Raw genomic sequence first — 23,241 nt, 5'->3', positions numbered from 1 at the left:
TGCCTTACAAGACAACACGCCATGTATCAAACTTATTTCCGGTGTGGGCGCACCTGAGGCGCTACTTTGTCGAGAACACCGTTAACAAACTTATGGCTATCTTCTGCACCAAACGTTTTAGCCAGTTCAATCGCTTCATTGATGGCCACTTTATATGGGACATCATCACGTTTAGACAGTTCAAACAACGCAATACGCAGTACCGCTTTTTCCACCTGACCCAACTCTTCGAGCTGGCGAGATAATACAGGCTTCATAAGCTCGTCGAGATATGCGCTGTTATTCGCCACCCCGGCCAGCAGTTCACGGAAGTACATGACGTCGACATCTTTCACGTCCTGTTCCGCCAGGAACTGGTATTCAACATCTGCGATGTCGTTCTGGGACAACTGCCAGGAGTAAAGCGCCTGGACGGCACACTCACGGGCGCGGTGACGAGCAGCAGGTTTCACGGAATTCCCCTTACTAAAAAAATCAGGCCTTAATGGCTTTCAATACATTGATCATTTCGAGCGCGGTCAGGGCAGCTTCTGCACCTTTATTACCGGCTTTCGTACCAGCACGCTCAATTGCCTGCTCAATACTTTCGGTAGTCAGAACACCGAAGGCTACCGGAATTTCGCTATCCTGCGCGACATGAGACAAGCCAGTGCTTGCACCACCTGCAACATATTCAAAATGGGCAGTACCGCCACGGATAACAGTACCCAGAGCAACAACCGCGTCATAACGGCCGGTTTTCGCCAGTGCGCCAGCAGCCAGAGGCAGCTCATACGCACCCGGGACCCAAACCACGGTGATATTTTCATCTTTTACCTGACCAATACGTTTCAGGGCGTCGATGGCACCGTCCAGCAGGCTGTCGTTGATGAAGTTGTTAAAACGCGCGATTGTGATGGCGACGCGAGCGTCCGGGGTAGCAACGGTAGCTTCAATAATGTTCATACTCTTCCTTACGAGTTTTGTGTGGCCCCCGCAGGGGGGCGGATTTTATCATAATCTTTCAGGCACTGCTTACTTTTATGCGCCTTATGCACTGAATGCCATCTCTTTGCTGGCATTCTGGCAAAGCGCATATTCCTGACTCAGTGACTGGTATCAGGCACCAAATGCAGGCAGAGGTCTGGCCCAACCTGGCGAACCTGGCTGAAAACCAGCTGTGGCGCATCGGCCAGCATGGTCAGCCCCGGTAATGCGCACAGCCCACGAGCATCATTGCCCAGCAGTTTTGGCGCCATATAGACAATCAGCTCATCCACCAGGCCTGCCTGTAATAATGCGCCGGAAAGTTGTGCGCCGGCTTCCACCCACACACTATTAATTTGGCGCTGGCCCAGTTGCATCATCAAAGCGACTAAATCCAGATGCCCTTTATGTTCAGGTAACACTAACTGTTCCACCGCCTCCGGCCATGGTTGTGTGTCCGCTGTTGTTCTGGCAAGCCAGGTTTGCCCTGGCTGGCTGATAAGCTGGTGAGCCGGAGTCACGCGGTTATGGCTGTCGATAATCACCCGGACAGGCTGGCGCAAAGCCGATTGAGGATAAATACGTTGTGTATCAGCGCCAAGTTCCTGCCAGCGAACAGTCAGCGCAGGGTCATCAGCCAGAACTGTCGCGCTGCTGGAAAGAATAGCGGCACTCTGCGCACGCAAACGCTGCACATCACGGCGTGATTGCGGTGAAGTAATCCACTGGCTTTCCCCGCTGGACATAGCTGTGCGCCCGTCCAGTGACGCCCCAAGTTTCACCTGTATCCAGGGGAAACCAGTACGCATACGTTTTAAAAAACCACGGTTAAGACCTTCAGCTTCGCTATTCATTAACCCATGGCTGACATCCACACCAGCCTGCTGCAAATGATACAACCCGCGCCCGGCGACTTGCGGGTTTGGGTCTTGCATAGCCGTAACAACCCGGCTGACACCTGCAGCGACCAGGGCTTCACAACAAGGCGGGGTTCGCCCGTAATGGCTGCATGGCTCAAGCGTAACATATGCTGTTGCGCCACGAGCTTTATCCCCTGCCATACGCAAAGCGTGCACTTCGGCATGAGGTTCGCCTGCACGGTAGTGAAAACCTTCACCGACGATTTCACCATCTCGCACAATCACACAGCCAACATTAGGGTTAGGATGGGTGGTAAAACGACCACGGCGCGCCAGCTCTAACGCCCTGGCCATGTAGCCTTCATCGTGCATTATTTAATCCTGTAAGCGGGCAATCTCTTCGCCAAATTCGCGAATATCTTCAAAGCTGCGGTAGACAGAAGCAAAACGAATATAAGCGACTTTATCGAGCTTGCGTAACTGGTCCATCACCAGATTACCAATCATTTTACTTGGGACTTCACGCTCCCCTGTAGCCCGGAGTTGTGACTTAATATGATTCAGCGCCATTTCAATGTCGTCTGAGCTCACTGGGCGTTTTTCCAGCGCTTTTTGCATACCGCTGCGCAACTTATCTTCGTTGAAGGGCTCACGCACATTGTCACTTTTCACTACGCGCGGCATAACCAGCTCCGCCACCTCAAAGGTGGTGAAGCGTTCATTGCATACCAGACACTGCCGCCTACGCCGCACAGATGAGCCTTCACTCACCAAACGCGAGTCGATGACTTTCGTATCCACTGCAGAACAAAATGGGCAATGCATAAGGCTTCCTGATTGATTGTTGCAATAGTTGGATAGTTTACCCTGGAGTTTTCAGACGACAAACCCGGATGATTTGAGATAAAGGCGCTATGCCTTTCATTACGCGCCCGCTACCCTGAACATAACCTCGTTATTATGGATCATTTTCCTATGAAAACCTGTTACCAGTCAGGGCTATTTATCCTGGTCACCACATTGATGGTAAGTGGTTGCACACCTCAGGCCGAAGTCACCAGTGTGCACCAGGACGTACAAACGTTAAGCCACGAAATGCGCACACTGCAAACAGAAACCCGGGATGTCGCCTGGCAGAACGCACTGAATGCCCGCTCAACTGAAGGCACCTGGTTAATCCCGGGGGCAAACACACCAGCCCGGCTTACCAGCCAGTTGGGGTTATTAACCTTCACACTGTCCCGTGTCGGGCCAACAGGAAATGGTGTCACGGTTTATATTCATGTCCACCGGGATGGTGATAAAGGTTTACCGGCATTTAACGGCAATCTGGTATGGGGAAAGCTCTCTGGCACACTTGAGCATTACCAGCAAGTGAATACCCACTCACTGCAATTTCAGGCACCTGCCGCGCTGTCAGCACCGGTTGACATTGATCTCGCCATTCACTTGCCAGACACCCAACTCAGCGATGTTGGCTTTATCCGTATTCATGGGCTGGGGCCATCTGACGCCAGTACAGGTACACCTGGCACTGCGCAATAAACCTCTTTGCCTTATGCAGCCACGAGCCCGGTTATCTTGCTGGCTGCAATTTTTCCACCCGCAACTCTCCCCTACAGCCCAAAACGAGATATAAGTCACATTTTTGACGCAAACATTTAAGCTTATTGCAGGAATGCTTCAGCAAAAAGTATTTTGTATTGGACTGTAAAATTAAACCAGATAGAATTTCGTTGTTTTATTAGCACAAACGTGAACGCAATCGATTTCGCTTATGCAAGTTATATTAACTAAACATATATTTGTGAGGCAGAATAAGAATTGTGACGTGCTAAAAAACAAACATATCTGGCAATAGCAACTGCCTTCCCATGCATTTGCGACATCTAAAACAGTGGTCACTACATGAAAAAAACACTTTTAGCGGCAGGCGCAGCTGTCGCACTTTCTTACACTGTATCTGCACAGGCTGCAGACAACAGTGGTGAATACCTCTCAGACTGGTGGCATCAGAGTGTTAACGTGGTGGGCAGTTACCACACACGCTTTGGGCCACAACTCCGTAATGACACATACCTGGAATATGAAGCTTTTGCCAAAAAAGACTTCTTTGATTTCTATGGCTATGTGGATTTACCCCGCTTCTTTGGTGGCAACTCCACTTCTCAGGGTATCTGGAACCACGGCTCCCCGCTTTTTATGGAAATCGAACCACGCTTTTCCATCGATAAGCTAACCGGAACCGACCTGAGTTTTGGGCCGTTCAAAGAGTGGTATTTTGCCAATAACTACATCTACGATATGGGCCGGAATAAATCTGGTCGTCAGAGCACCTGGTATATGGGTTTAGGTACCGATATCGATACCGGCCTGCCAATGGGACTGTCTCTGAACATTTATGCCAAATACCAATGGCAGAACTACCTGGCAGCGAATGAGAACGAATGGGATGGTTATCGCTTCAAAGTGAAATACTTTGTTCCGATTACTGACCTGTGGGGCGGTAAGCTGACTTATATCGGTTTCACCAACTTTGACTGGGGTTCCGATTTAGGTGATGAACCTAACCGTACCAGCAACTCAATTGCTTCCAGCCACATTCTGGCACTGAACTATGACCACTGGCATTATTCTGTTGTTGCCCGTTATTTCCATAACGGCGGCCAATGGGATGATGGTGCAGGTTTGAACTTCGGTAAAGGTGATTTCAACGTGAAATCAACTGGCTGGGGCTATTACCTGGTTGTGGGTTATAACTTCTGATAACAGAATGTGATTCCCCCTCACCCTGTGCCTGCCAGGCGGGCATGGGGTGAGATTTTCCTCCTGAGCTTTAATTCGCATTTATTCTTCACTTCATTTCTTTTACCTGCTGTTCTGTTTACCACCAGACTGTGCCAAAGGATTTATTCCCCGTAGCCAGCACTCATCAAGCGTAAGCTGTTTGTTATTCCCCTTGCCAACCCTGGTGTAACAGGCAAAAAAAACCACGGTGTTTAACCACCGTGGTTTTTACCAGCCAACAACAAAGCAGGGTTAAGGCAGAATGCGCGGTTGATCCGCCCCTTCTTTCTCAACTTTCTGTTGCAGCATATGCTCACGACGCATGCCCAGTTTCAGAGCCAGCGCAGAAGCCACATAAATAGATGATGCCGTACCGATGGTGACACCAATCAACATGGTCAGCGAGAAGCCTTTCAGCACCGGGCCGCCAAAGAGATACAGCATCAAAATAACCATCAAAGTGGTACCGGACGTAATCAAAGTACGGTGCAGCGTCTGGGTCAGTGACACGTTAAAAATTTCGTAAGGTGTACCGCGGCGGATCTTGCGGAAGTTTTCACGAATACGGTCAGAAACCACGATGCTATCGTTCAGTGAATAACCGATAACCGACATCAACGAGGCCACAATAGTCAGGTCTATCTCAATGTGAAACAGAGACAGAACCCCCATGGTGATAACCACGTCGTGCGCCAGTGCCAGAACAACCCCGGCAGCCAGACGCCATTCAAAACGGAAACCCACGTAGATAAGGATACAGATAAGCGCAGCAAACAATGCCATACCGCCTTTCTGCGCCAAATCAGCACCTACGCTTGGGCCAACAAACTCAATACGTTTTACCGTTGCCTGTTGGTGAGTGGTTTCATTAATTACACTAACCACTTTATTACCCAGTTCCTGGCTGCCATTAGCGTTATGCACTGGCGGCATACGAACCATGATGTCGCGGCTGCTACCAAAGTTTTGCAATAACGGGTCAACAAAACCCGCTTTTTGCAGAGCAGAGCGCATCAGATCCATATCTGCAGGTTTTTCGAGGTTAATTTCAATCACCGTACCACCGGTGAAATCCAGACCCCAGTTAAACCCACGAACCCCCATTACAACCAGGGAAATAACCAGCAGCAAACCAGAGATGCCGAAGGCCAGGTAATCCCAGCGCATAAAGTCCCAGACTTTACGGCCGTGGTTCAATTGTTCAACAGTATATTCCTGTGCCACAACGCACTCCTCAGATAGACAGCTTTTTGACGCGTTTGCCGCCATACAGCAGGTTCACGATGGCGCGGGTACCGACAATTGCGGTAAACATTGACGTTGCCACACCAATACCAGTGGTAATTGCAAAGCCCTTGATTGCCCCGGTGCCCACGGCGTACAGGATAATGACCTTGATAAGGGTGGTAATGTTCGCATCGAAAATCGAGCTGAACGCACCTTTGTAACCTTCATCAATGGACTGTTGTATTGTACGACCGTTACTCATTTCTTCTTTAATACGTTCGTTAATCAAAACGTTCGCATCAACGGCCACCGCAAGGGTTAACACGATCCCCGCAATACCAGGCATTGTCAGTGTCGCACCAGGCAACAAGGACATAATCCCGACAACTAACACCAGGTTAGCCAGCAGAGCAGATGTCGCAATCAGGCCGAATTTCTTGTAGAAGAAAATCATAAAGATGATGGAAATAGCCAAACCAGCCAGGCACGCTTCCAGACCCTGCTGGATGTTTTGCATCCCAAGGGTTGGCCCAATGGTTCTTTCTTCAACAATCTGGATTGGCGCAATCAACGCACCGGCACGCAACAGCAGTGAAAGCTGGCGAGCTTCTGTTGGGTTGCTTATCCCGGTAATACGGAAACTGTTACCCAAACGCGACTGAATATTCGCCACGTTGATAACTTCTTCCTGTTTCACCAGAATGGCACGACCATTTGCATCTTTCTTACCACTGTCTTTGTATTCCACAAACAGCGTCGCCATTGGGCGGCCAATGTTATCTTTTGTGAAATTAGACATAATGCTCCCGCCCGCGCTATCCAGTGAAATATTCACCTGCGGTTGGTTGTATTCGTCCATGCTCGACGTGGAGTCAGTGATATGGTCACCGGTCAGAATCACGCGTTTGTACAGCACAATTGGCTGGCCTTCACGGGTATATTTCACTTCTGAATCACCCGGTATACGCCCGGCAGCCGCAGCAGCCTGATCCACACTGGTATTCACCAGACGGAATTCCAGCGTTGCTGTTGCACCCAGAATTTCTTTTGCACGCGCGGTATCCTGAATCCCGGGCAACTCAACCACAATGCGGTCTGAACCCTGGCGTTGAACCAGCGGCTCCGCAACACCCAGTTGGTTTACACGGTTACGCAGAATGTTGATGTTCTGCTGTACGGCGTACTCACGGGCTTCACGCAGACGGTCATCGCTCATTACTGCACGTAACCCGTTGTCACCCTGGCTGGAAATCACTAAGTCACGGTGGCGCGGTGTGAGGTAAGAAATGGCTTCATCGCGTGCGGATGAGTTAGGGAAGGTAATACTGAGCCCGTAGTTATCGGTTTTGCGTACACTGGAGTAAGGAATATTTTTGGTACGCAAATCACTACGCAGTGTATCAATATTCTGTTCCTGCAGTTTGCCCAGCGCAGTATCCATATCCACTTCCATCAGGAAGTGTACGCCACCACGTAAATCAAGACCGAGTTTCATCGGCTCTGCAGAAATGGCAGACAGCCAGCGCGGTGTGGCTGGCGCAAGGTTCAGCGCAACAACATATTGATCGCCTAATGCACTTACCAGTGCTTCCCTGGCGCGTAACTGGGTATCTGTTGAATCAAAGCGGGCAAGAATCGCCCCTTGTTCCAACGCCACAGATTTCGCGGTGATATTATCTTTTTTAAATTCAGACAGGACCTGGTCCAGCGTTTTCTCACTGGCGGCGGCACCGCGCGCACCAGTGATCTGAACAGCCGGATCCTCGCCATAAAGGTTGGGAAGCGCATACAGCAGGCCGACGATGAGTACGACGACCAGCATAATATACTTCCACAAAGGATAACGGTTTAACACGGCAGTTCCCTTTGGGAAAACAGAAGATTACAGCGCCTTCATAGTGCCTTTCGGCAGGACAGCTGCGACAAAGTCACGTTTGATAACAACTTCAGTGGTATCGTTCAGCGCAATGGAAATATAGCCATTTTCGCCCACTTTGTTTACACGACCTACCAGCCCGCCATTAGTCAGCACTTCATCGCCTTTCGCGATAGAGTCCATCAGTTTTTTATGGTCTTTCGTACGTTTTTGCTGTGGGCGCAGAATCATGAAATAGAAAATCAGGCCGAATACCACCAGCATCAGAATCAGTGACATCGGGCTGCCCTGAGCAGGCGCACCAGTTGCCGCTACCGCATCAGAAATAAAAAAGCTCATTAAAAATCCCTCATTTATTTAATTAATCAACATTCAAAGGTGGAACGGGCTTACCCTGACGTTGGTAAAAATCCACAACGAAGTGCTCTAATTTACCCTCTTCAATAGCCTGCCGTAAACCAGCCATTAAACGCTGATAGTAGCGCAGGTTATGAATCGTATTGAGACGAGCACCCAGTATTTCGTTGCAACGGTCAAGATGATGCAAGTACGCGCGTGAATAATTGCGACAGGTGTAGCAATCACACTCTTCATCCAGCGGGCCAGTATCACTCTTGTACTTCGCATTGCGGATTTTCACCACACCATTGGTCACAAACAAGTGACCATTACGCGCATTACGTGTCGGCATGACACAGTCGAACATATCAATACCGCGACGAACGCCTTCCACCAGATCTTCCGGTTTCCCTACACCCATCAGGTAGCGAGGTTTATCCGCAGGAATTTGTGGGCAAACATGTTCCAGAATACGGTGCATATCTGCTTTTGGCTCACCCACTGCCAGGCCGCCGACAGCGTAGCCATCAAAACCTATCTCTACCAGTCCTTTAACGGAGATATCTCGTAAATCTTCGTAAACACTGCCCTGAATGATGCCAAATAACGCGTTTTTGTTCCCGAGGGAATCAAAACGGTCGCGGCTACGCTTCGCCCAGCGCAGTGACATTTCCATGGAGCGTTTCGCATAATCCCAGTCGGCCGGGTAAGGCGTACATTCATCAAAGATCATCACGATATCAGAACCGAGATCATACTGAATTTCCATTGATTTTTCTGGATCGAGGAAAATCGGATCGCCGTTGATCGGATTACGGAAATGCACACCGTCTTCAGTTATCTTGCGAATGTCGCCGAGGCTGAATACCTGGAAACCACCGGAATCTGTCAGGATCGGGCCTTTCCACTGCATGAAGTCATGTAAATCGCCATGCAGTTTCATAATTTCCTGGCCAGGACGCAGCCACAGGTGAAAGGTATTGCCCAAAATAATTTGTGCACCAGTGGCTTCGACTTCTTCCGGTGTCATACCTTTTACCGTGCCATAAGTGCCAACAGGCATAAATGCGGGGGTTTCCACTACCCCACGTTCGAACACCAATTTACCGCGGCGGGCACGGCCATCGGTGTTTTTTAATTCAAATTTCACATATCCTCCGCATCAGAGACACAATCTGATGGTTAATCCACCACAAGCAGTAGTGCTGCTTGTGGGCTGTCATTTTTCGCCTGGTTTCAGGCAAGGCCCGCCAGAGACAAAAACGCTCCGCATAGCACTACGCGAAGCGTCTGGCTGGCAAAACACCAGGAACCTTACTACAGGTTATTTCCCTGGCCGTTCATTGATGGCTTCGGGATTGTACGTGATAAACATCGCATCCCCATAGCTAAAAAAGCGATACTCGGATTTTACAGCCTCATGGTAGGCATGCATGGTGTGCTGGTAACCCGCAAAAGCAGAAACCAGCATAATCAGAGTGGATTCGGGTAAGTGGAAGTTGGTAATCAGCGCATCGATGACCTGATACTGGTAACCCGGGTAAATAAAGATTTGAGTGTCGCCGAAGAAAGGCGCAATCAGCGCCTCTTTTGCTGCCGTGGCCGCACTTTCCAGTGAGCGCACAGAGGTGGTACCTACGGCAATCACCCGGTTACCACGCGCTTTAGCTGCCAGAACGGCATCAACGACTTCTTGCGGCACTTCGGCATATTCGGAATGCATAATGTGGTCTTCGATGCTGTCCACCCGCACTGGCTGGAAAGTCCCCGCCCCCACATGTAACGTCACAAAGGCCATTTCCACACCTTTCTCACGTAACGCTGCCAGCAGAGGCTCATCAAAATGCAGGCCAGCAGTAGGTGCCGCAACTGCCCCCGGGCGCTCACTGTATACCGTCTGATAAAGTTCTTTATCTGCTTCTTCATCTGGCCGGTCGATATACGGCGGCAACGGCATATGCCCAATCTGGTTTAAGATATCCAGTACCGGGCGGCTTTCTTCAAATACCACTTCGAATAATGCATCATGGCGTGCCACCATGGTTGCTTTAATGCTCTCGTCATCTCCCAGCAACAGCTCTGCGCCAGGTTTCGGGGCTTTGGATGCCCGAATATGTGCCAACACACGGTGCTCATCCAGCATCCGTTCAACCAGCAATTCAATTTTGCCGCCACTGGCTTTTTTGCCAAATAAACGAGCCGGGATCACGCGGGTGTTATTGAACACCAGTAAATCACCGGGGTTGAGTTTATCGAGCAAGTCGGTGAAAGTACCGTGCGTGAGAGCACCCGTCGGCCCGTCCAGGGACAGTAACCGGCAGGCACTGCGCTGGGCTTGTGGGTAGTGGGCAATTAAAGATTCGGGTAATTCAAAAGAAAAATCGGCAACACGCATGGCTCTTCACTTAGACTTAAAAACAGGCGGCTTAGTCTAGTGCCAGGGGCGTTTCCCTGCAACCACCAGCCGCAAATCCGTTACAGAGTGGTGTTATGAATTTTCTTGCACATTTACACCTGGCGCACCTCGCCGAGAGTTCGCTGCCTGGTAATTTGATGGCTGATTTTGTTCGCGGTAAGCCAGATGGTATTTATTCGCCTGCATTATCAGCAGGTATTCACCTGCACCGGCGTATTGATGTTTTTACCGATAACTTGCCTGAAGTGAAGCTGGCCTGTTCGTGGTTTCGCCCGCAAACCCGCCGAGTTGCGCCTGTCAGTCTGGATGTCATGTGGGATCACTTTCTTTCCCGCCATTGGGCTCAGCTATCGCCCCAATTTGCACTGACTGATTTTATTGATCACGCACGGGAAACCATTACCCCTGTATTGCCAGATTCACCAGAGCGTTTTGTTAACCTTAACCAGTATCTTTGGGCTGAGCGCTGGCTGGAACGCTACAGTGATATGGGGTTTATTGCTTCAGTGCTGAATGGGATGGCTAATCGCCGCCCGCGCCTGGCGAGTTTGCGTGACTCCTGGCAGGATTTGGATACCTGTTACCCGCAACTGGAAACCTTGTTCTGGCAGTTTTACCCGGCCATGATGGAAAAAGCCCGGAATAAGCAGCTGTAAAAGCGACTCAGCCGTACTGGTGGCAGGTTGTTTTCCCCTTCCCCACGCAAGCTTTGAAACCAGATAACTCAAGCTCAGAGGCAGAATGCCGATATTCATTCTGGTTATTGCGAAAAAAAGGAGAAAAAAATGTCCACCATCAGCTCGTCTGTGACGTCAGCTGTGCAGAGTAGCTACAGTTCATCGGGTTCATCCGGTAGTGATGTATCGGGGCAAATCAGTCGAATTCGTCAGCAGATCACTCAACTCACGCAACAGCTGAAAGATCTGTCCAGCTCTGATGCAGATGCAGATACGAAAGAGAAGCAACAGGAGCTTATTCAGTCCGAGATCGAAATGTTGCAAGCGCAACTGGCGCAGCTTGAGCAGCAACAGGCTCAAAAAGCGACAAACAGCCAGACTCAAAACCAGACCCAGAATCAGGTTCAGGCGGAGAAAAAAGCTGAAGGCGTAAATTATCCTTCTGCTACAAACAAGATTGATATTTACGTTTAACCCGATCCTGGTTGATACAAAGGATCGTTTTCCCGGGCCTGGTCAAGCTGACAGGCCTGTTCTGCTATCACCGACCAAATTGCCTCGGCGGCAGCTGATAATGAGCGATTCTTACGCCGAATCAGCATAATTTTGCGCTCAATAACCGGACTGAGTTGCCTGACAACCAGTGAGTCTCCACCCGGAAGTGGCAGTGCCAGCGCAGGCAAAATACTGATACCAATACCCGCCTCAACCATTGGAAAAAGTGTTGCCGGGTGCCCTATTTGCTGAACAATATGTGGTTCAATATTTTGCCCGGCAAACGCCGCGTCAATGAGTGGCCGGCTACCGGAAGCATAGTCCTGCAAAACCAGAGCCTGCCCTGCCAGATCCTGCCAGAGAATATTGGCTTTCTGGTTGAGTGCGCTGTCACGGCGGCACAATAAAAAAAACGGTTCTGATAACACTGTGGTACACAGCAAATCAGTGACTGGACCGGGATCAATCACAATGCCGAAATCAACTTCCCCCTGGCGCACACTTTCCAGCACCCACTGTTGCGGGCGGTCATGCAGCATGAAGGTGATGTCGGGAAATTGCCGCTGGCTTTGTGCGATAGACTGCGGCATTAGGTGTGCTGAAATCGTCTGGCTGGCAGCCACTCTGACAATGCCGCTTAAGGTGTAACTGTGAGCACGGCTGTCGAGTAACACACTGTGCAGCTCATCCAGCACGCGTGACAGGCGCATCGCCATTTGTTGCCCGGCTTCAGTCAGGACCACTTCGCGGGTGGTTCGGTCCAGCAATTTTACTTCCAGCGCCAGCTCGAGTTCTTTAACGCTATGGCTGACAGCCGACTGGCTCAGGCCAATTTCTTCCCCGGCACGGCTAAAACTCTGGGTACGGGCAACCGCCACGAAGATACGTAACTGGCGCAGAGTATAATTCATTTAACTTCCTCATGAATTCATGAAACCAATCAATTTTATTTCTTAAAGATAACCCGGCACAATCCTGACTGTTAGCTTTGCGTTCTCATTGCTTTGCCACTATGTGCAAGGCATTAAATATTAAGAAGGTTATCCTGATGAAAATACTGCGCATACTCGACCCTTTTACACTGACACTGGTATGTACAGTGCTGTTAGCCACCTTTTTGCCTGCACAAGGGCTTTATGTGGGCTTTTTCGATGGGCTGACTAATGCGGCAATTGCCCTGCTGTTTTTTATGCATGGTGCCAAGCTTTCCCGCGAAGCGATTATGGCCGGCGGCAGCCACTGGCGTTTGCACCTGTGGGTAATGTGCAGCACGTTCGTCTTATTCCCAATACTGGGCGTGTTATTTGCCTGGTGGGCTCCCTTTCCAGTCAGCCCGGAGTTGTATAACGGTTTTCTCTACCTGTGTATTCTGCCCGCCACAGTCCAATCCGCTATCGCGTTTACTTCGCTGGCTGGCGGTAATGTTGCTGCGGCAGTCTGTTCCGCTTCAGCATCCAGTCTATTAGGGATATTCCTGTCGCCGTTACTGGTCGGTTTGGTGATGAATGTACACGGCTCAAGTGGTTCCACCCTGCACCAGGTGGGTTCAATTATGCTGCAATTGTTACTGCCATTTGTTCTGGGACACTTGTCTCGCCCACTGACAGCCGGCTTTGTTACCCGCCATAAAAAATGGATTGGCAAAACAGACCAGACTTCCATATTACTGGTGGTTTACACCGCATTCAGCGAAGCCGTAACCCATGGTATCTGGCACCAGGTGGGGTTGGGCAGCCTGCTGTTTATTATCGGCAGCAGCCTGGTATTACTGGCTATTGTTATCTTCGTGAATATTCAGGTTGCCCGCCGTGCCGGGTTTAATAAAGCAGATGAAATCACTATTGTGTTCTGTGGTTCGAAAAAGAGCCTGGCAAATGGTATTCCCATGGCGAATATTCTGTTTCCGGCAGCAACTGTTGGGATCATGGTGCTGCCATTGATGTTGTTTCACCAGATCCAGCTAATGACATGCGCTATGCTGGCACGCCGGTATAAACGCAAAGCTGAGCAGGAAACCCATCTGGCGAGCCAGAAAACGGCCCGCCCGGTAATGGAAGGTTAGCGAGGGCGGCGTAAGGGCTGCACCAGGGAAGTCAGCCCTTCGGTTTTAATCAACAGTGCCAGCGACATCAGTTCGCCGAGTTGCCCGGCAGGAAAAGCTTCCTTGCGGGCAAACCACAACAAATACTCCTCGGGCAGGTCAATCAGTACCCGCCCTTTGTATTTGCCAAACGGCATCACTGTATTGGCAACCTCAACCAGTTGGGCTTTATCCATTGTTATACACCCAATAAGCGGAGCATTTCGGCTTCATCAATAACCTCAATGCCAAGCTCCTGTGCTTTCTGCAACTTGGAACCTGCTGCTTCACCGGCAATCACCAGGTCGGTTTTCTTCGAAACACTACCACTGACTTTAGCCCCCAATGCCGCCAGGCGCGCTTTGGCGTCATCACGGGACATTTGGCTTAGCGAGCCAGTAAGCACGACTGTTTTCCCGGCGAAGGGGCTGTCTATCTCTTCAGGCTTCACCACTACCGGGTCTGGCCAGCTAATACCCGCTTTATGAATCAGTTGTTCAATGACATCCCGGTTGCGCTGTTCCAGGAAAAAGTTGTGCACATGAGTGGCAACCACAATGCCGACATCCGGGACTTGCTGCAACTGCTCAACCGAAGCCGCCATTAGCGCCTCCAGTGTGCCAAAATGAGCCGCAAGACCTGCCGCTGTTGCTTCGCCAACTTCGCGAATCCCCAACGCATACAGGAAGCGGGCAAAGGTGGTTTGTTTTGCTTTTTCCAGTGCATTAATTACATTTTGCGCCGATTTCGGCCCCATGCGGTCAAGACCGGTAAGTTTTCCGGCAGACAACGTGAACAGGTCAGCCGGGTTATCGATGTACTCTTTTTCCACCAACTGGTCGATAATTTTATCGCCCATGCCATCAACATCCAGTGCACGACGCGAGACAAAATGCTTCAGTGCTTCTTTACGTTGTGCAGCACAAATCAGACCACCAGTACAACGCGCTACAGCTTCGCCTTCAACCCGTTCGACATCTGAGCCACACACCGGGCAGTGCGCCGGGAACTCAATTTCACGGGTCTCTTCCGGGCGTTCTGAGAGCACTACGTTCACAACCTGTGGAATTACATCACCTGCGCGGCGAATAACCACGGTGTCGCCAATTCTCAGGCCAAGACGTTCAATTTCATCGGCATTGTGCAACGTAGCATTGCTGACCAGCACCCCGGCAACCTGTACCGGCTCAAGGCGAGCCACCGGAGTGATTGCCCCTGTACGCCCTACCTGAAACTCGACATCACGCACCGTCGTCATCTGTTCCTGAGCCGGGAATTTAAATGCCACCGCCCAGCGTGGAGCTCGTGCCACAAACCCCAGTTGTTCTTGCTGCGCAAGAGAATCCACTTTAATCACCACGCCATCGATATCAAAACCAAGGTGGGGGCGAATTTCTTCGACATGACGATAAAACGCCAGTACAGCTTCCGGCGAATCACACAACCGAATGCGGTCGCTTACAGGCAAGCCCCAGGCTTTAAACTGTTGCAAACGCGCCATATGGCTCGCAGGAAGCTCACCACCTTCAAGCACACCCACGCCATAGCAGAAGAAAGTAAGTGGCCGCTTCGCGGTAATACGGGAATCAAGCTGGCGTAATGAACCGGCTGCAGCATTACGCGGGTTAGCAAACACTTTCCCGCCAGTGCGACGCGCTTCATCATTAATTTTCTCGAAACCAGCCTGTGGTAAGAAGACTTCACCACGCACTTCCACGCGTGCAGGAATGTTGTCGCCCTGCAGGCGCAACGGAATGGCACGGATAGTTTTGACATTTGCGGTAATATTTTCCCCGGTAGTACCATCACCACGGGTCGCCGCCTGAACCAGCACACCATTTTCATACAGCAAACTGACAGCCAGACCGTCCAGTTTCAGTTCACAGCAGTACACAACGTCCTGGGTGTCACTCAGGCGGTCGCGGATACGTTTATTGAAAGCCAGGAAGCTCTCTTCATCGAATACGTTGTCCAGCGAAAGCATGGGAACTTCATGAGTGACCTGAGTAAAAGCAGTTAACGGCGCAGCTCCAACCCGCTGGGTAGGGGAGTCAGGGGTTACTTTTTCAGGGTGTGCGCTTTCCAGTTCACGTAATTCACGCATCAGCCGATCATATTCGGCATCCGGAACTTCCGGGGCATCCATAACGTGATAAAGGTATTCGTGATGGCGAAGAGTGGTTCGCAGTTGATTGAGTTTTTGTTCGATAGGTTCCATAACACACCATCAATATAAAAAACCCCCGACTAGCGGGGGCCTTGTTAAGAAAAGCGAAAAGGTTACGCGTTGGCCTCTTTAACTTCGCGAATCAGGTCCTGATACTCGCGCAGTTTCTGTGGCGTCATCATCCGGCGTTGGTCATCCATCACTACTCCGCCCATTTCATCTGCAATGTGTTGCGCAGACTGAAGCATCAGCTTGAAGTTTTGCGAGGCATCGCCGTAAGAAGGAACCTGCATAAAAATAGTCACGCCCGGAGTCATGAACGAGGACATTTCATCAAGGCTGAATGAGCCGGGTTTTACCATGTTTGCCAGGCTGAACAGAACAGGGCCACTACCATCCGGGCTGAGGTGCCGGTGGAAAATATTCATTTCGCCAAACTGGAAGCCCGCCTGCTGAATACTGTTCAGCAATGCCTCACCATTAAACTGCCCCCCGGTATGGGAAGACACGTTCATAATAATGACAGCTTCTTTCGTTTGCGATTTAGCTTCAGGCTGTGGTGCAGAGTGTTGCTGCTGTACCGGCTGCGGAGCTGGTTCTGCCTGAGGTGCCTGTTCCGGTTCACGATGAACTGGCGCCGGCTCACGGTAATGCGACACTTCCACATCAACGTGTTTCTGTGGTTGCGGATGGCGCACGGGCTCCGGCGCTGGCTGAGCATGAGTGACAGGCTGAGCGTGACGCGCGACTGGCTCGCGTATTTCAGGTTCTTTCTCTGCCTGAGGCGCAGGTGGCTGCTGCGCTGGAGGCTGGCGACGAGGTTGTGCCGACTCATAAGGCGGCTGATAGTTATGCTGAGGAGTGGGTGGTGCTACAGGCTCATTGTGGTGCTCAGGGGTTACCCGGTGAACACGAACCTCGCCGACACCTTCTTCTTCCTCGTCGTCGTAATTTTCACTGTCTTCGTCGTCATGCAACGACTTCATCCGTTTTAAAGGGCGATCGCGGAACACGGAAGAGCGCTCTTTACGGCTGGTCCACAACCCATGGACCAGTAACGCAATAATCGCAATCGCACCAACAATGATTAATATCAGACGCAAATCCTGCATCATTATATTCTCGGTTGTTCTAACACCTTGCCACAGCGGCAAACATTTACTCACTAAGAGTATTTGTCCATCACAACAAGTGCAAGTGCAGGCGTGTTTTTCCAGACAGAAAGATGAAATAAAACGTGTTCTTTGCTGTTTTTTCGACCATTCTCAGATTCATCCTGCTACCCTGCACGCAAATTTTTCAGCTTAGTCCATATCACCTTAGGAATTCGACGGCTTGAAGTCTGAGCCGGTTTCAGGGTTATGATACACGGGCGATATAATCCGGATGACTCAAGGAGTACTGAACAATATGGTTTCATCATCCCCTGCGGCTTCACGTAGCGGCATTTTTTACTTCTCGCAAGGATGGAAACTCATCACTGCACCAGGCATTCGCCGGTTCGTTTTTATGCCTTTACTGGTAAATATAGTGTTGATGGGCGCCGCATTTGGTTGGCTGTTTACCCGGCTTGACCAGTGGATACCTGCCCTTCTGAGCCATGTTCCCAACTGGTTACAATGGCTGAGCTATTTACTCTGGCCGCTGGCTGTCATCTCTATTTTGCTTATTTTTGGCTACTTTTTTTCAACTATAGCCAACTGGATAGCCGCACCTTTTAATGGATTGCTGGCTGAACAACTGGAAGCCCGCCTGACTGGCAATACTCCACCTGATGCAGGCTTGTTAGATATCGCCAAAGATGTCCCGCGCATCATGAAGCGCGAATGGCAAAAGCTGGCCTGGTATTTACCCCGGGCAATTGTCCTGTTATTGCTCTACCTGGTTCCGGGAATAGGCCAAACTGTCGCCCCCGTATTGTGGTTTTTGTTTAGTGCCTGGATGCTTTCAATCCAGTACTGTGACTACCCTTTTGATAACCACAAAGTACCTTTTAAAGAGATGCGAGTAGCTCTGCGCAAGCGGAAAGTCATGAATATGCAATTTGGTGGTTTGGTCAGCCTGTGCACTCTGGTGCCGGTGCTTAACCTGGTTATTATGCCGGTTGCAGTATGTGGTGCTACGGCAATGTGGGTTGATCAGTATCGCACTAAGCATGGCCGCTGGCCTTCAGCGCAATAAAACGGTTTTCGTGGCCCACTATGGTGTGGGCCAGTTTCAGCCCGGCAATAATCCCTGCGCGGCACGTTTGCACTCAGGGCAACTTATGCCATCCTTTATTCCATCCTGCTGGTTATTATTTCTCATCTGAATATAGATATGCGAAATCCGTCCTTCACCCGTGATGCTGAGAAGGTATGCTGGGACGGTTCCCAAATTTCATACAGTTAAGGACTGGCTATGAGTAAGATTTATGAAGACAACTCACTGACGATTGGTCATACGCCGTTAGTTCGCCTCAACCGCATCGGTAACGGTAAAATTCTGGCTAAAGTCGAATCCCGCAACCCGAGCTTTAGCGTGAAATGCCGTATCGGTGCCAATATGATTTGGGATGCCGAAAAACGCGGTGTACTGAAACCCGGCGTTGAACTGGTTGAGCCTACCAGCGGTAACACCGGTATTGCTCTGGCTTACGTTGCAGCCGCCCGTGGTTACAAGTTAACGCTGACTATGCCTGAAAGCATGAGTATTGAACGCCGTAAGCTGCTCAAAGCGCTGGGCGCAAACCTGGTGCTGACCGAAGGCCCTAAAGGGATGAAAGGCGCCATTCAGAAAGCAGAAGAAATTGTTGCCAGCAACCCAGAAAAATACCTGCTTTTGCAGCAGTTCAGTAACCCGGCAAACCCGGAGATTCATGAAAAAACGACAGGGCCGGAAATCTGGGAAGATACCGACGGCCAGGTTGATGTGTTTATCGCAGGTGTGGGCACCGGCGGTACACTGACCGGTGTAACGCGTTACATCAAAAACACCAAAGGCAAGAAAGACCTTATCAGCGTGGCGGTAGAGCCAACTGATTCTCCGGTTATCACCCAGGCGCTGGCTGGCGATGAAATCAAACCTGGCCCGCATAAAATCCAGGGTATTGGTGCCGGCTTTATTCCGGGCAATCTCGACCTGAAATTGGTCGATAAAGTGGTAACCATCACTAACGACGAAGCTATCTCCACCGCACGCCGTCTGATGGAAGAAGAAGGTATCCTTGCAGGTATCTCTTCTGGTGCGGCTGTTGCGGCTGCGTTGAAGCTTCAGGAAGATGAAGCCTTTATCAACAAGAATATTGTTGTTATTCTTCCTTCATCCGGCGAGCGTTATCTCAGCACAGCATTGTTTGCAGACTTGTTCACAGAGAAAGAATTGCAACAGTGATGCCAGTCCAGGCAAAATGAACAAAAAAGCACCCGGCTGGGTGCTTTTTTGTGGCACAGTTCAAATTTTTACGCTACCCGGCATTGCTTCATTTGCCCGGGTCTGGTATTTAACCTGCAACTTTATTTCGAAGCTCGAAATTAATCGCTAATGCGTGATCTGGCTTGCTGAATCGATTTACTGATTTGTTACAGGTTACACATTAGCGGCATAATACATAATGTTTCAGACGAGCGATGTGCAGGGCAGCCAGCCAGCGCTATTTAGCGCTTTTCTGCTTTTGACACGGTTTGTCTACGCGCAAGCGACAGATACAAGCTAAAGTTATGCCACACGGCTCTACTTTAGATCCAGACACTAAACCTATAAGTTGGGGAAAAACAATGTTCCAGCAAGAAGTTACTATTACCGCTCCGAACGGTCTTCACACCCGCCCTGCCGCCCAGTTTGTTAAAGAAGCAAAAAGCTTTAACGCCGAAATCACTGTGACTTCCAATGGCAAAAGCGCCAGCGCTAAAAGCCTGTTCAAGCTGCAAACTCTGGGTCTGACTCAGGGCACCGTTGTTACCATCTCTGCTGAAGGCGACGACGAACAAAAAGCAGTTGAACATCTGGTTAAACTGATGGCGGAACTCGAATAAGTTTTTGTTATTCGAGCGAATTCTCTATATCAGTCACAAGTAAGGTAGGGTTATGATTTCAGGCATTTTAGCATCCCCGGGTATTGCTTTTGGTAAAGCGCTGCTTCTGAAAGAAGATGAGATTGTCATCGACCGGAAAAAGATTTCTGCCGACAAAGTCGACCAGGAAGTTGAGCGCTTTCTGAATGGCCGCGCACAAGCTGCGGCACAGTTAGAAGCCATCAAAATCAAGGCTGGCGAAACGTTTGGTGAAGAAAAAGAAGCCATCTTCGAAGGCCACATTATGTTGCTGGAAGATGAGGAGCTGGAGCAGGAAATCATAGCCCTGATTAAAGATAAACTGGTTACTGCTGATGCAGCAGCTAACGAAATTATCGAAGGTCAGGCTACCGCCCTGGAAGAGCTGGACGACGAATACCTCAAAGAACGTGCTGCAGACGTTCGTGATATCGGTAAGCGTTTACTGCGCAACATTCTGGGCCTGGCTATCATCGATTTAAGTTCAATTCAGGACGAAGTTATCCTGGTTGCCACTGATCTGACTCCGTCAGAAACTGCACAGTTAAACCTGAAGAAAGTCCTCGGTTTTATTACCGATTTAGGTGGCCGTACTTCCCATACTTCTATCATGGCGCGTTCTCTGGAACTGCCTGCCATTGTGGGTACTGGCGATGTAACCACTCAGGTTAAAAATGGCGATTATCTGGTTCTGGATGCAGTAAACAACAAAGTTTACGTTAACCCGGACAACGAAGAGATCGAAGCGTTGCGCGCAGCTCAGGCTCAGGTTGCTGAAGAAAAAGCTGAGCTGGCAAAACTGAAAGACCTGCCTGCTATCACTCTTGATGGCCACCAGGTAGAAGTCTGTGCCAACATCGGTACTGTGCGTGATGTCGCTGGCGCTGAACGCAATGGCGCGGAAGGTGTTGGCCTGTACCGTACTGAATTCCTGTTCATGGACCGTGACGCACTGCCCACTGAAGACGAACAATTTGAAGCCTATAAAGCCGTTGCTCTGGCATGTGGCGACCAGGCTGTCATTGTCCGTACCATGGACATCGGTGGCGATAAAGAGCTGCCTTACATGAACTTCCCGAAAGAAGAGAACCCGTTCCTTGGGTGGCGTGCAGTACGTATCGCTCTGGATCGTCGCGAAATTCTGCATGACCAGTTGCGTGCCATTCTGCGTGCTTCTGCTTTCGGCAAACTGCGCATCATGTTCCCAATGATTATTTCCGTTGAGGAAGTGCGCGAACTGCGTGCCGCTCTGGAGTCTTACAAAGACGAGCTGCGTGCTGAAGACAAAGCATTTAATGAAAATATTGAAATCGGCGTAATGGTGGAAACACCTGCTGCGGCAACCATTGCCCGCCATCTGGCGAAAGAAGTCGATTTCTTTAGTATCGGTACCAACGATTTAACGCAGTATACTCTGGCGGTTGACCGTGGTAATGATATGATTTCACATCTTTACCAGCCGATGTCACCGTCTGTACTGAACCTGATCAAGCAAGTTATTGATGCATCTCATGCAGAAGGTAAGTGGACAGGTATGTGTGGCGAGCTTGCTGGCGATGAACGTGCTACACTTCTGTTGCTGGGGATGGGCCTCGACGAATTCAGTATGAGTTCCATTTCTATCCCGCGCATCAAGAAGATTATTCGTAACACGAACTTCGAAGATGCCAAGGTTTTAGCAGAGCAGGCTCTTGCTCAACCGACTACGGACGAGTTAATGAAGCTGGTTAACAAGTTCATTGAAGAAAAAACTATCTGCTAATCCACGAGATGCGGCCCAATTACTGCTTAGGAGAAGATCATGGGTTTGTTTGATAAACTGAAATCTCTGGTTTCCGATGATAAAAAAGATACCGGAACTATTGAGATTATTGCTCCGCTGTCTGGTGAAATCGTTAACATCGAAGATGTACCGGATGTGGTGTTTGCTGAAAAAATTGTGGGTGATGGTATTGCTATCAAACCGAATGGTAACAAAATGGTTGCTCCGGTTGACGGCACTATCGGCAAAATTTTTGAAACTAACCATGCCTTCTCTATTGAATCTGACTCTGGCATCGAACTGTTTGTCCACTTCGGTATCGATACTGTCGAACTGAAAGGCGAAGGTTTCAAACGTATTGCTGAAGAAGGTCAGCGCGTGAAAGCCGGTGACACTGTCATCGAATTCGATCTGCCGCTGTTGGAAGAAAAAGCGAAATCTACACTGACTCCGGTTGTCATCTCTAATATGGATGAAATCAAAGAGTTGGTGAAACTGACTGGTTCTGTAACTGTGGGCGAAACCCCGGTTATCCGCATCAAAAAATAACCAGGCCTGTTCTGTAAAAACGGCACCTCATGGGTGCCGTTTTTTTATGCCCAAAGGGGAAACTCAAATCCCGGCACCTTGTGTGTAGTGCTCTTCACTAAACACACCGGTGGACAGATAACGGTCACCGCGGTCACAAATAATAGCCACCACCAGCGCATTTGGGTTCTCACTGGCAACCCGCAATGCCCCTGTCACCGCCCCGCCAGAACTTACCCCACAGAACAGCCCTTCTGTTGCAGCAAGTTTGCGCATGGTGTTTTCCGCGTCAATCTGGTTTATATCCAGCACCTGGTCAACCAAAGACGCATCAAAAATACCTGGCATCCACTCTGCTGGCCAGCGGCGAATACCGGGAATGCTGCTCCCTTCTTCCGGTTGCAGGCCAACAATACGCACAGTACCAGACTGGCTTTTTAAATAACGGGCCGTGCCTGTAATAGTACCGGTGGTACCCATGCTGGAAACAAAGTGGGTAATTTTCCCTTCTGTCTGTTGCCAGATCTCCGGCCCGGTAGTGGTGAAATGTGCCAGCGGGTTATCCGGGTTATTAAACTGGTCGAGAATCTTACCCTCGCCATTGTCTGCCATGTTCTGAGCCAGCTCCCGCGCACCTTCCATGCCCTGCTCCCGGCTCACCAGAATCAGCTCTGCGCCATAGGCCTGCATAGCTGCTTTGCGTTCCTGGCTCATATTGGCCGGCATCAGCAGCTTCATTTTGTAGCCTTTCATGGCTGCAATCATCGCCAGTGCAATACCCGTATTGCCACTGGTTGCTTCAATTAGTGTATCGCCAGGTGCGATATCACCGCGTTTTTCAGCCTGAGTGATCATAAATAACGCGGCACGGTCTTTTACTGAGCCAGCCGGGTTATTGCCTTCCAGTTTTACCCAAATTTCACTGCCGTTATTCAGCCCGGTGTGCTGCAAACGCACCAACGGCGTATGGCCAATGGTCTGTTCAAGTATCATTGCGCGATTTTTCCCAATAAAAAAACGGCCTTGCGGC

The 23,241-nt window shown here is 50.1% G+C and carries 24 protein-coding genes; 10 read left to right on the top strand and 14 right to left on the bottom strand.

All coding sequences use genetic code 11. The annotated features are described in order from the left end of the window. Nucleotides 1-32 precede the first annotated feature (32 nt). From nusB to nrdR, 4 genes are all read right to left on the bottom strand, one after another. Nucleotides 33-452, bottom strand: a complete 420-nt coding sequence (nusB, locus tag DES37_RS09525) for a transcription antitermination factor NusB (protein WP_036116178.1) — start codon at nt 450-452, stop codon at nt 33-35. Between the two features lie 22 nt (nt 453-474). Continuing rightward, the gene (ribH, locus tag DES37_RS09520; RefSeq protein ID WP_036116180.1) at nt 475-945 is read right to left on the bottom strand and encodes a 6,7-dimethyl-8-ribityllumazine synthase; all 471 of its coding nucleotides are present in this window, start codon (nt 943-945) and stop codon (nt 475-477) included. A 140-nt stretch (nt 946-1,085) separates the two neighbouring features. Then, entirely contained in the window at nt 1,086-2,198 is a 1,113-nt protein-coding gene (ribD, locus tag DES37_RS09515; RefSeq protein WP_036116181.1) for a bifunctional diaminohydroxyphosphoribosylaminopyrimidine deaminase/5-amino-6-(5-phosphoribosylamino)uracil reductase RibD, read from the bottom strand. A gap of 3 nt (nt 2,199-2,201) precedes the next feature. Beyond that, complete coding sequence (gene nrdR / locus DES37_RS09510; RefSeq protein ID WP_036116183.1) at nt 2,202-2,651, bottom strand: transcriptional regulator NrdR; 450 nt, start codon at nt 2,649-2,651, stop codon at nt 2,202-2,204. A gap of 150 nt (nt 2,652-2,801) precedes the next feature. Here nrdR and DES37_RS09505 point away from each other — a divergent pair, with 150 nt between their 5' ends. After that, nucleotides 2,802-3,371 carry a DUF3251 domain-containing protein gene (locus DES37_RS09505; protein WP_170123752.1) on the top strand — a complete coding sequence of 190 codons (570 nt, stop codon included), beginning with the start codon at nt 2,802-2,804 and terminating at the stop codon, nt 3,369-3,371. Nucleotides 3,372-3,734: 363 nt separating this feature from the next. After that, on the top strand, nt 3,735-4,592 hold the full coding sequence (locus tag DES37_RS09500; RefSeq protein WP_036116188.1) for a nucleoside-specific channel-forming protein Tsx: 858 nt from the start codon (nt 3,735-3,737) through the stop codon (nt 4,590-4,592). A gap of 273 nt (nt 4,593-4,865) precedes the next feature. Here the strand turns inward: DES37_RS09500 and secF are convergent, their stop codons facing one another. The 5 genes from secF to queA form a co-directional block, all read right to left on the bottom strand. Next, complete coding sequence (secF, locus tag DES37_RS09495; protein WP_036116190.1) at nt 4,866-5,837, bottom strand: protein translocase subunit SecF; 972 nt, start codon at nt 5,835-5,837, stop codon at nt 4,866-4,868. A gap of 10 nt (nt 5,838-5,847) precedes the next feature. Beyond that, on the bottom strand, nt 5,848-7,695 hold the full coding sequence (secD, locus tag DES37_RS09490; protein ID WP_072007008.1) for a protein translocase subunit SecD: 1,848 nt from the start codon (nt 7,693-7,695) through the stop codon (nt 5,848-5,850). A gap of 27 nt (nt 7,696-7,722) precedes the next feature. Next, nucleotides 7,723-8,055 carry a preprotein translocase subunit YajC gene (gene yajC / locus DES37_RS09485; RefSeq protein ID WP_036116194.1) on the bottom strand — a complete coding sequence of 111 codons (333 nt, stop codon included), beginning with the start codon at nt 8,053-8,055 and terminating at the stop codon, nt 7,723-7,725. A gap of 22 nt (nt 8,056-8,077) precedes the next feature. Then, nucleotides 8,078-9,205, bottom strand: a complete 1,128-nt coding sequence (gene tgt / locus DES37_RS09480) for a tRNA guanosine(34) transglycosylase Tgt (RefSeq protein WP_036116196.1) — start codon at nt 9,203-9,205, stop codon at nt 8,078-8,080. A 174-nt stretch (nt 9,206-9,379) separates the two neighbouring features. Further along, on the bottom strand, nt 9,380-10,450 hold the full coding sequence (gene queA, locus DES37_RS09475; protein WP_036116207.1) for a tRNA preQ1(34) S-adenosylmethionine ribosyltransferase-isomerase QueA: 1,071 nt from the start codon (nt 10,448-10,450) through the stop codon (nt 9,380-9,382). Nucleotides 10,451-10,545: 95 nt separating this feature from the next. Here queA and acpH point away from each other — a divergent pair, with 95 nt between their 5' ends. Continuing rightward, the gene (gene acpH / locus DES37_RS09470; RefSeq protein ID WP_110025650.1) at nt 10,546-11,127 is read left to right on the top strand and encodes an ACP phosphodiesterase; all 582 of its coding nucleotides are present in this window, start codon (nt 10,546-10,548) and stop codon (nt 11,125-11,127) included. Nucleotides 11,128-11,256: 129 nt separating this feature from the next. Further along, nucleotides 11,257-11,622 (top strand): FlxA-like family protein, encoded by a 366-nt coding sequence (locus tag DES37_RS09465; RefSeq protein WP_110025649.1) that lies wholly within the window; start codon nt 11,257-11,259, stop codon nt 11,620-11,622. Here the strand turns inward: DES37_RS09465 and DES37_RS09460 are convergent. Beyond that, the gene (locus DES37_RS09460; RefSeq protein ID WP_110025648.1) at nt 11,619-12,554 is read right to left on the bottom strand and encodes a LysR family transcriptional regulator; all 936 of its coding nucleotides are present in this window, start codon (nt 12,552-12,554) and stop codon (nt 11,619-11,621) included. The genes DES37_RS09465 and DES37_RS09460 overlap by 4 nt on opposite strands. 137 nt (nt 12,555-12,691) lie before the next feature. Here DES37_RS09460 and DES37_RS09455 point away from each other — a divergent pair, with 137 nt between their 5' ends. Then, the gene (locus DES37_RS09455) at nt 12,692-13,705 is read left to right on the top strand and encodes a bile acid:sodium symporter family protein (RefSeq protein ID WP_110025647.1); all 1,014 of its coding nucleotides are present in this window, start codon (nt 12,692-12,694) and stop codon (nt 13,703-13,705) included. On the opposite strand, the gene DES37_RS09450 is transcribed toward DES37_RS09455, so the two are convergent. The 3 genes from DES37_RS09450 to zipA form a co-directional block, all read right to left on the bottom strand. Next, the gene (locus tag DES37_RS09450; RefSeq protein ID WP_036116220.1) at nt 13,702-13,920 is read right to left on the bottom strand and encodes a DUF3820 family protein; all 219 of its coding nucleotides are present in this window, start codon (nt 13,918-13,920) and stop codon (nt 13,702-13,704) included. The genes DES37_RS09455 and DES37_RS09450 overlap by 4 nt on opposite strands. A 2-nt stretch (nt 13,921-13,922) precedes the next feature. After that, nucleotides 13,923-15,941, bottom strand: coding sequence for an NAD-dependent DNA ligase LigA (gene ligA, locus DES37_RS09445; protein WP_110025646.1), 2,019 nt, complete (start codon nt 15,939-15,941; stop codon nt 13,923-13,925). 62 nt (nt 15,942-16,003) lie between these two features. After that, complete coding sequence (gene zipA, locus DES37_RS09440) at nt 16,004-17,005, bottom strand: cell division protein ZipA (protein WP_211320550.1); 1,002 nt, start codon at nt 17,003-17,005, stop codon at nt 16,004-16,006. 295 nt (nt 17,006-17,300) lie between these two features. On the opposite strand from zipA, the gene cysZ reads away from it, so the two are divergent. From cysZ to crr, 5 genes are all read left to right on the top strand, one after another. Then, nucleotides 17,301-18,071 (top strand): sulfate transporter CysZ, encoded by a 771-nt coding sequence (cysZ, locus tag DES37_RS09435; protein ID WP_110025644.1) that lies wholly within the window; start codon nt 17,301-17,303, stop codon nt 18,069-18,071. A gap of 219 nt (nt 18,072-18,290) precedes the next feature. After that, a complete protein-coding gene (cysK, locus tag DES37_RS09430; protein ID WP_036116226.1) occupies nt 18,291-19,262 on the top strand; it encodes a cysteine synthase A in 972 nt (323 codons plus the stop codon). A gap of 383 nt (nt 19,263-19,645) precedes the next feature. Then, nucleotides 19,646-19,903: a phosphocarrier protein Hpr gene (gene ptsH / locus DES37_RS09425; protein ID WP_036116227.1), complete on the top strand. Its 258-nt coding sequence runs from the start codon at nt 19,646-19,648 to the stop codon at nt 19,901-19,903. A 52-nt stretch (nt 19,904-19,955) separates the two neighbouring features. Continuing rightward, on the top strand, nt 19,956-21,683 hold the full coding sequence (ptsI, locus tag DES37_RS09420; protein ID WP_110025643.1) for a phosphoenolpyruvate-protein phosphotransferase PtsI: 1,728 nt from the start codon (nt 19,956-19,958) through the stop codon (nt 21,681-21,683). Between the two features lie 39 nt (nt 21,684-21,722). After that, nucleotides 21,723-22,232, top strand: a complete 510-nt coding sequence (gene crr / locus DES37_RS09415; RefSeq protein WP_036116237.1) for a PTS glucose transporter subunit IIA — start codon at nt 21,723-21,725, stop codon at nt 22,230-22,232. A 63-nt stretch (nt 22,233-22,295) separates the two neighbouring features. On the opposite strand, the gene cysM is transcribed toward crr, so the two are convergent. Then, entirely contained in the window at nt 22,296-23,204 is a 909-nt protein-coding gene (gene cysM, locus DES37_RS09410; protein ID WP_110025642.1) for a cysteine synthase CysM, read from the bottom strand. Between the last annotated feature and the right edge of the window lie 37 nt (nt 23,205-23,241).

It is taken from the genome of Mangrovibacter plantisponsor, from assembly GCF_003182475.1.
Taxonomy (GTDB): domain Bacteria; phylum Pseudomonadota; class Gammaproteobacteria; order Enterobacterales; family Enterobacteriaceae; genus Mangrovibacter; species Mangrovibacter plantisponsor.
This window is presented reverse-complemented; position numbering and strand designations above follow the sequence as displayed.

Excerpts from the sequence above, each read along its gene's own strand:
- ribH (WP_036116180.1), bottom strand. The coding sequence starts at position 945 with ATGAACATTATTGAAGCTACCGTTGCTACCCCGGACGCTCGCGTCGCC.
- ribD (WP_036116181.1), bottom strand. The coding sequence starts at position 2,198 with ATGCACGATGAAGGCTACATGGCCAGGGCGTTAGAGCTGGCGCGCCGT.
- nrdR (WP_036116183.1), bottom strand. The coding sequence starts at position 2,651 with ATGCATTGCCCATTTTGTTCTGCAGTGGATACGAAAGTCATCGACTCG.
- DES37_RS09505 (WP_170123752.1), top strand. The coding sequence starts at position 2,802 with ATGAAAACCTGTTACCAGTCAGGGCTATTTATCCTGGTCACCACATTG.
- DES37_RS09500 (WP_036116188.1), top strand. The coding sequence starts at position 3,735 with ATGAAAAAAACACTTTTAGCGGCAGGCGCAGCTGTCGCACTTTCTTAC.
- yajC (WP_036116194.1), bottom strand. The coding sequence starts at position 8,055 with ATGAGCTTTTTTATTTCTGATGCGGTAGCGGCAACTGGTGCGCCTGCT.
- queA (WP_036116207.1), bottom strand. The coding sequence starts at position 10,450 with ATGCGTGTTGCCGATTTTTCTTTTGAATTACCCGAATCTTTAATTGCC.
- acpH (WP_110025650.1), top strand. The coding sequence starts at position 10,546 with ATGAATTTTCTTGCACATTTACACCTGGCGCACCTCGCCGAGAGTTCG.
- DES37_RS09465 (WP_110025649.1), top strand. The coding sequence starts at position 11,257 with ATGTCCACCATCAGCTCGTCTGTGACGTCAGCTGTGCAGAGTAGCTAC.
- DES37_RS09460 (WP_110025648.1), bottom strand. The coding sequence starts at position 12,554 with ATGAATTATACTCTGCGCCAGTTACGTATCTTCGTGGCGGTTGCCCGT.
- DES37_RS09455 (WP_110025647.1), top strand. The coding sequence starts at position 12,692 with ATGAAAATACTGCGCATACTCGACCCTTTTACACTGACACTGGTATGT.
- DES37_RS09450 (WP_036116220.1), bottom strand. The coding sequence starts at position 13,920 with ATGGATAAAGCCCAACTGGTTGAGGTTGCCAATACAGTGATGCCGTTT.
- ligA (WP_110025646.1), bottom strand. The coding sequence starts at position 15,941 with ATGGAACCTATCGAACAAAAACTCAATCAACTGCGAACCACTCTTCGC.
- zipA (WP_211320550.1), bottom strand. The coding sequence starts at position 17,005 with ATGATGCAGGATTTGCGTCTGATATTAATCATTGTTGGTGCGATTGCG.
- cysZ (WP_110025644.1), top strand. The coding sequence starts at position 17,301 with ATGGTTTCATCATCCCCTGCGGCTTCACGTAGCGGCATTTTTTACTTC.
- cysK (WP_036116226.1), top strand. The coding sequence starts at position 18,291 with ATGAGTAAGATTTATGAAGACAACTCACTGACGATTGGTCATACGCCG.
- ptsH (WP_036116227.1), top strand. The coding sequence starts at position 19,646 with ATGTTCCAGCAAGAAGTTACTATTACCGCTCCGAACGGTCTTCACACC.
- ptsI (WP_110025643.1), top strand. The coding sequence starts at position 19,956 with ATGATTTCAGGCATTTTAGCATCCCCGGGTATTGCTTTTGGTAAAGCG.
- crr (WP_036116237.1), top strand. The coding sequence starts at position 21,723 with ATGGGTTTGTTTGATAAACTGAAATCTCTGGTTTCCGATGATAAAAAA.
- cysM (WP_110025642.1), bottom strand. The coding sequence starts at position 23,204 with ATGATACTTGAACAGACCATTGGCCATACGCCGTTGGTGCGTTTGCAG.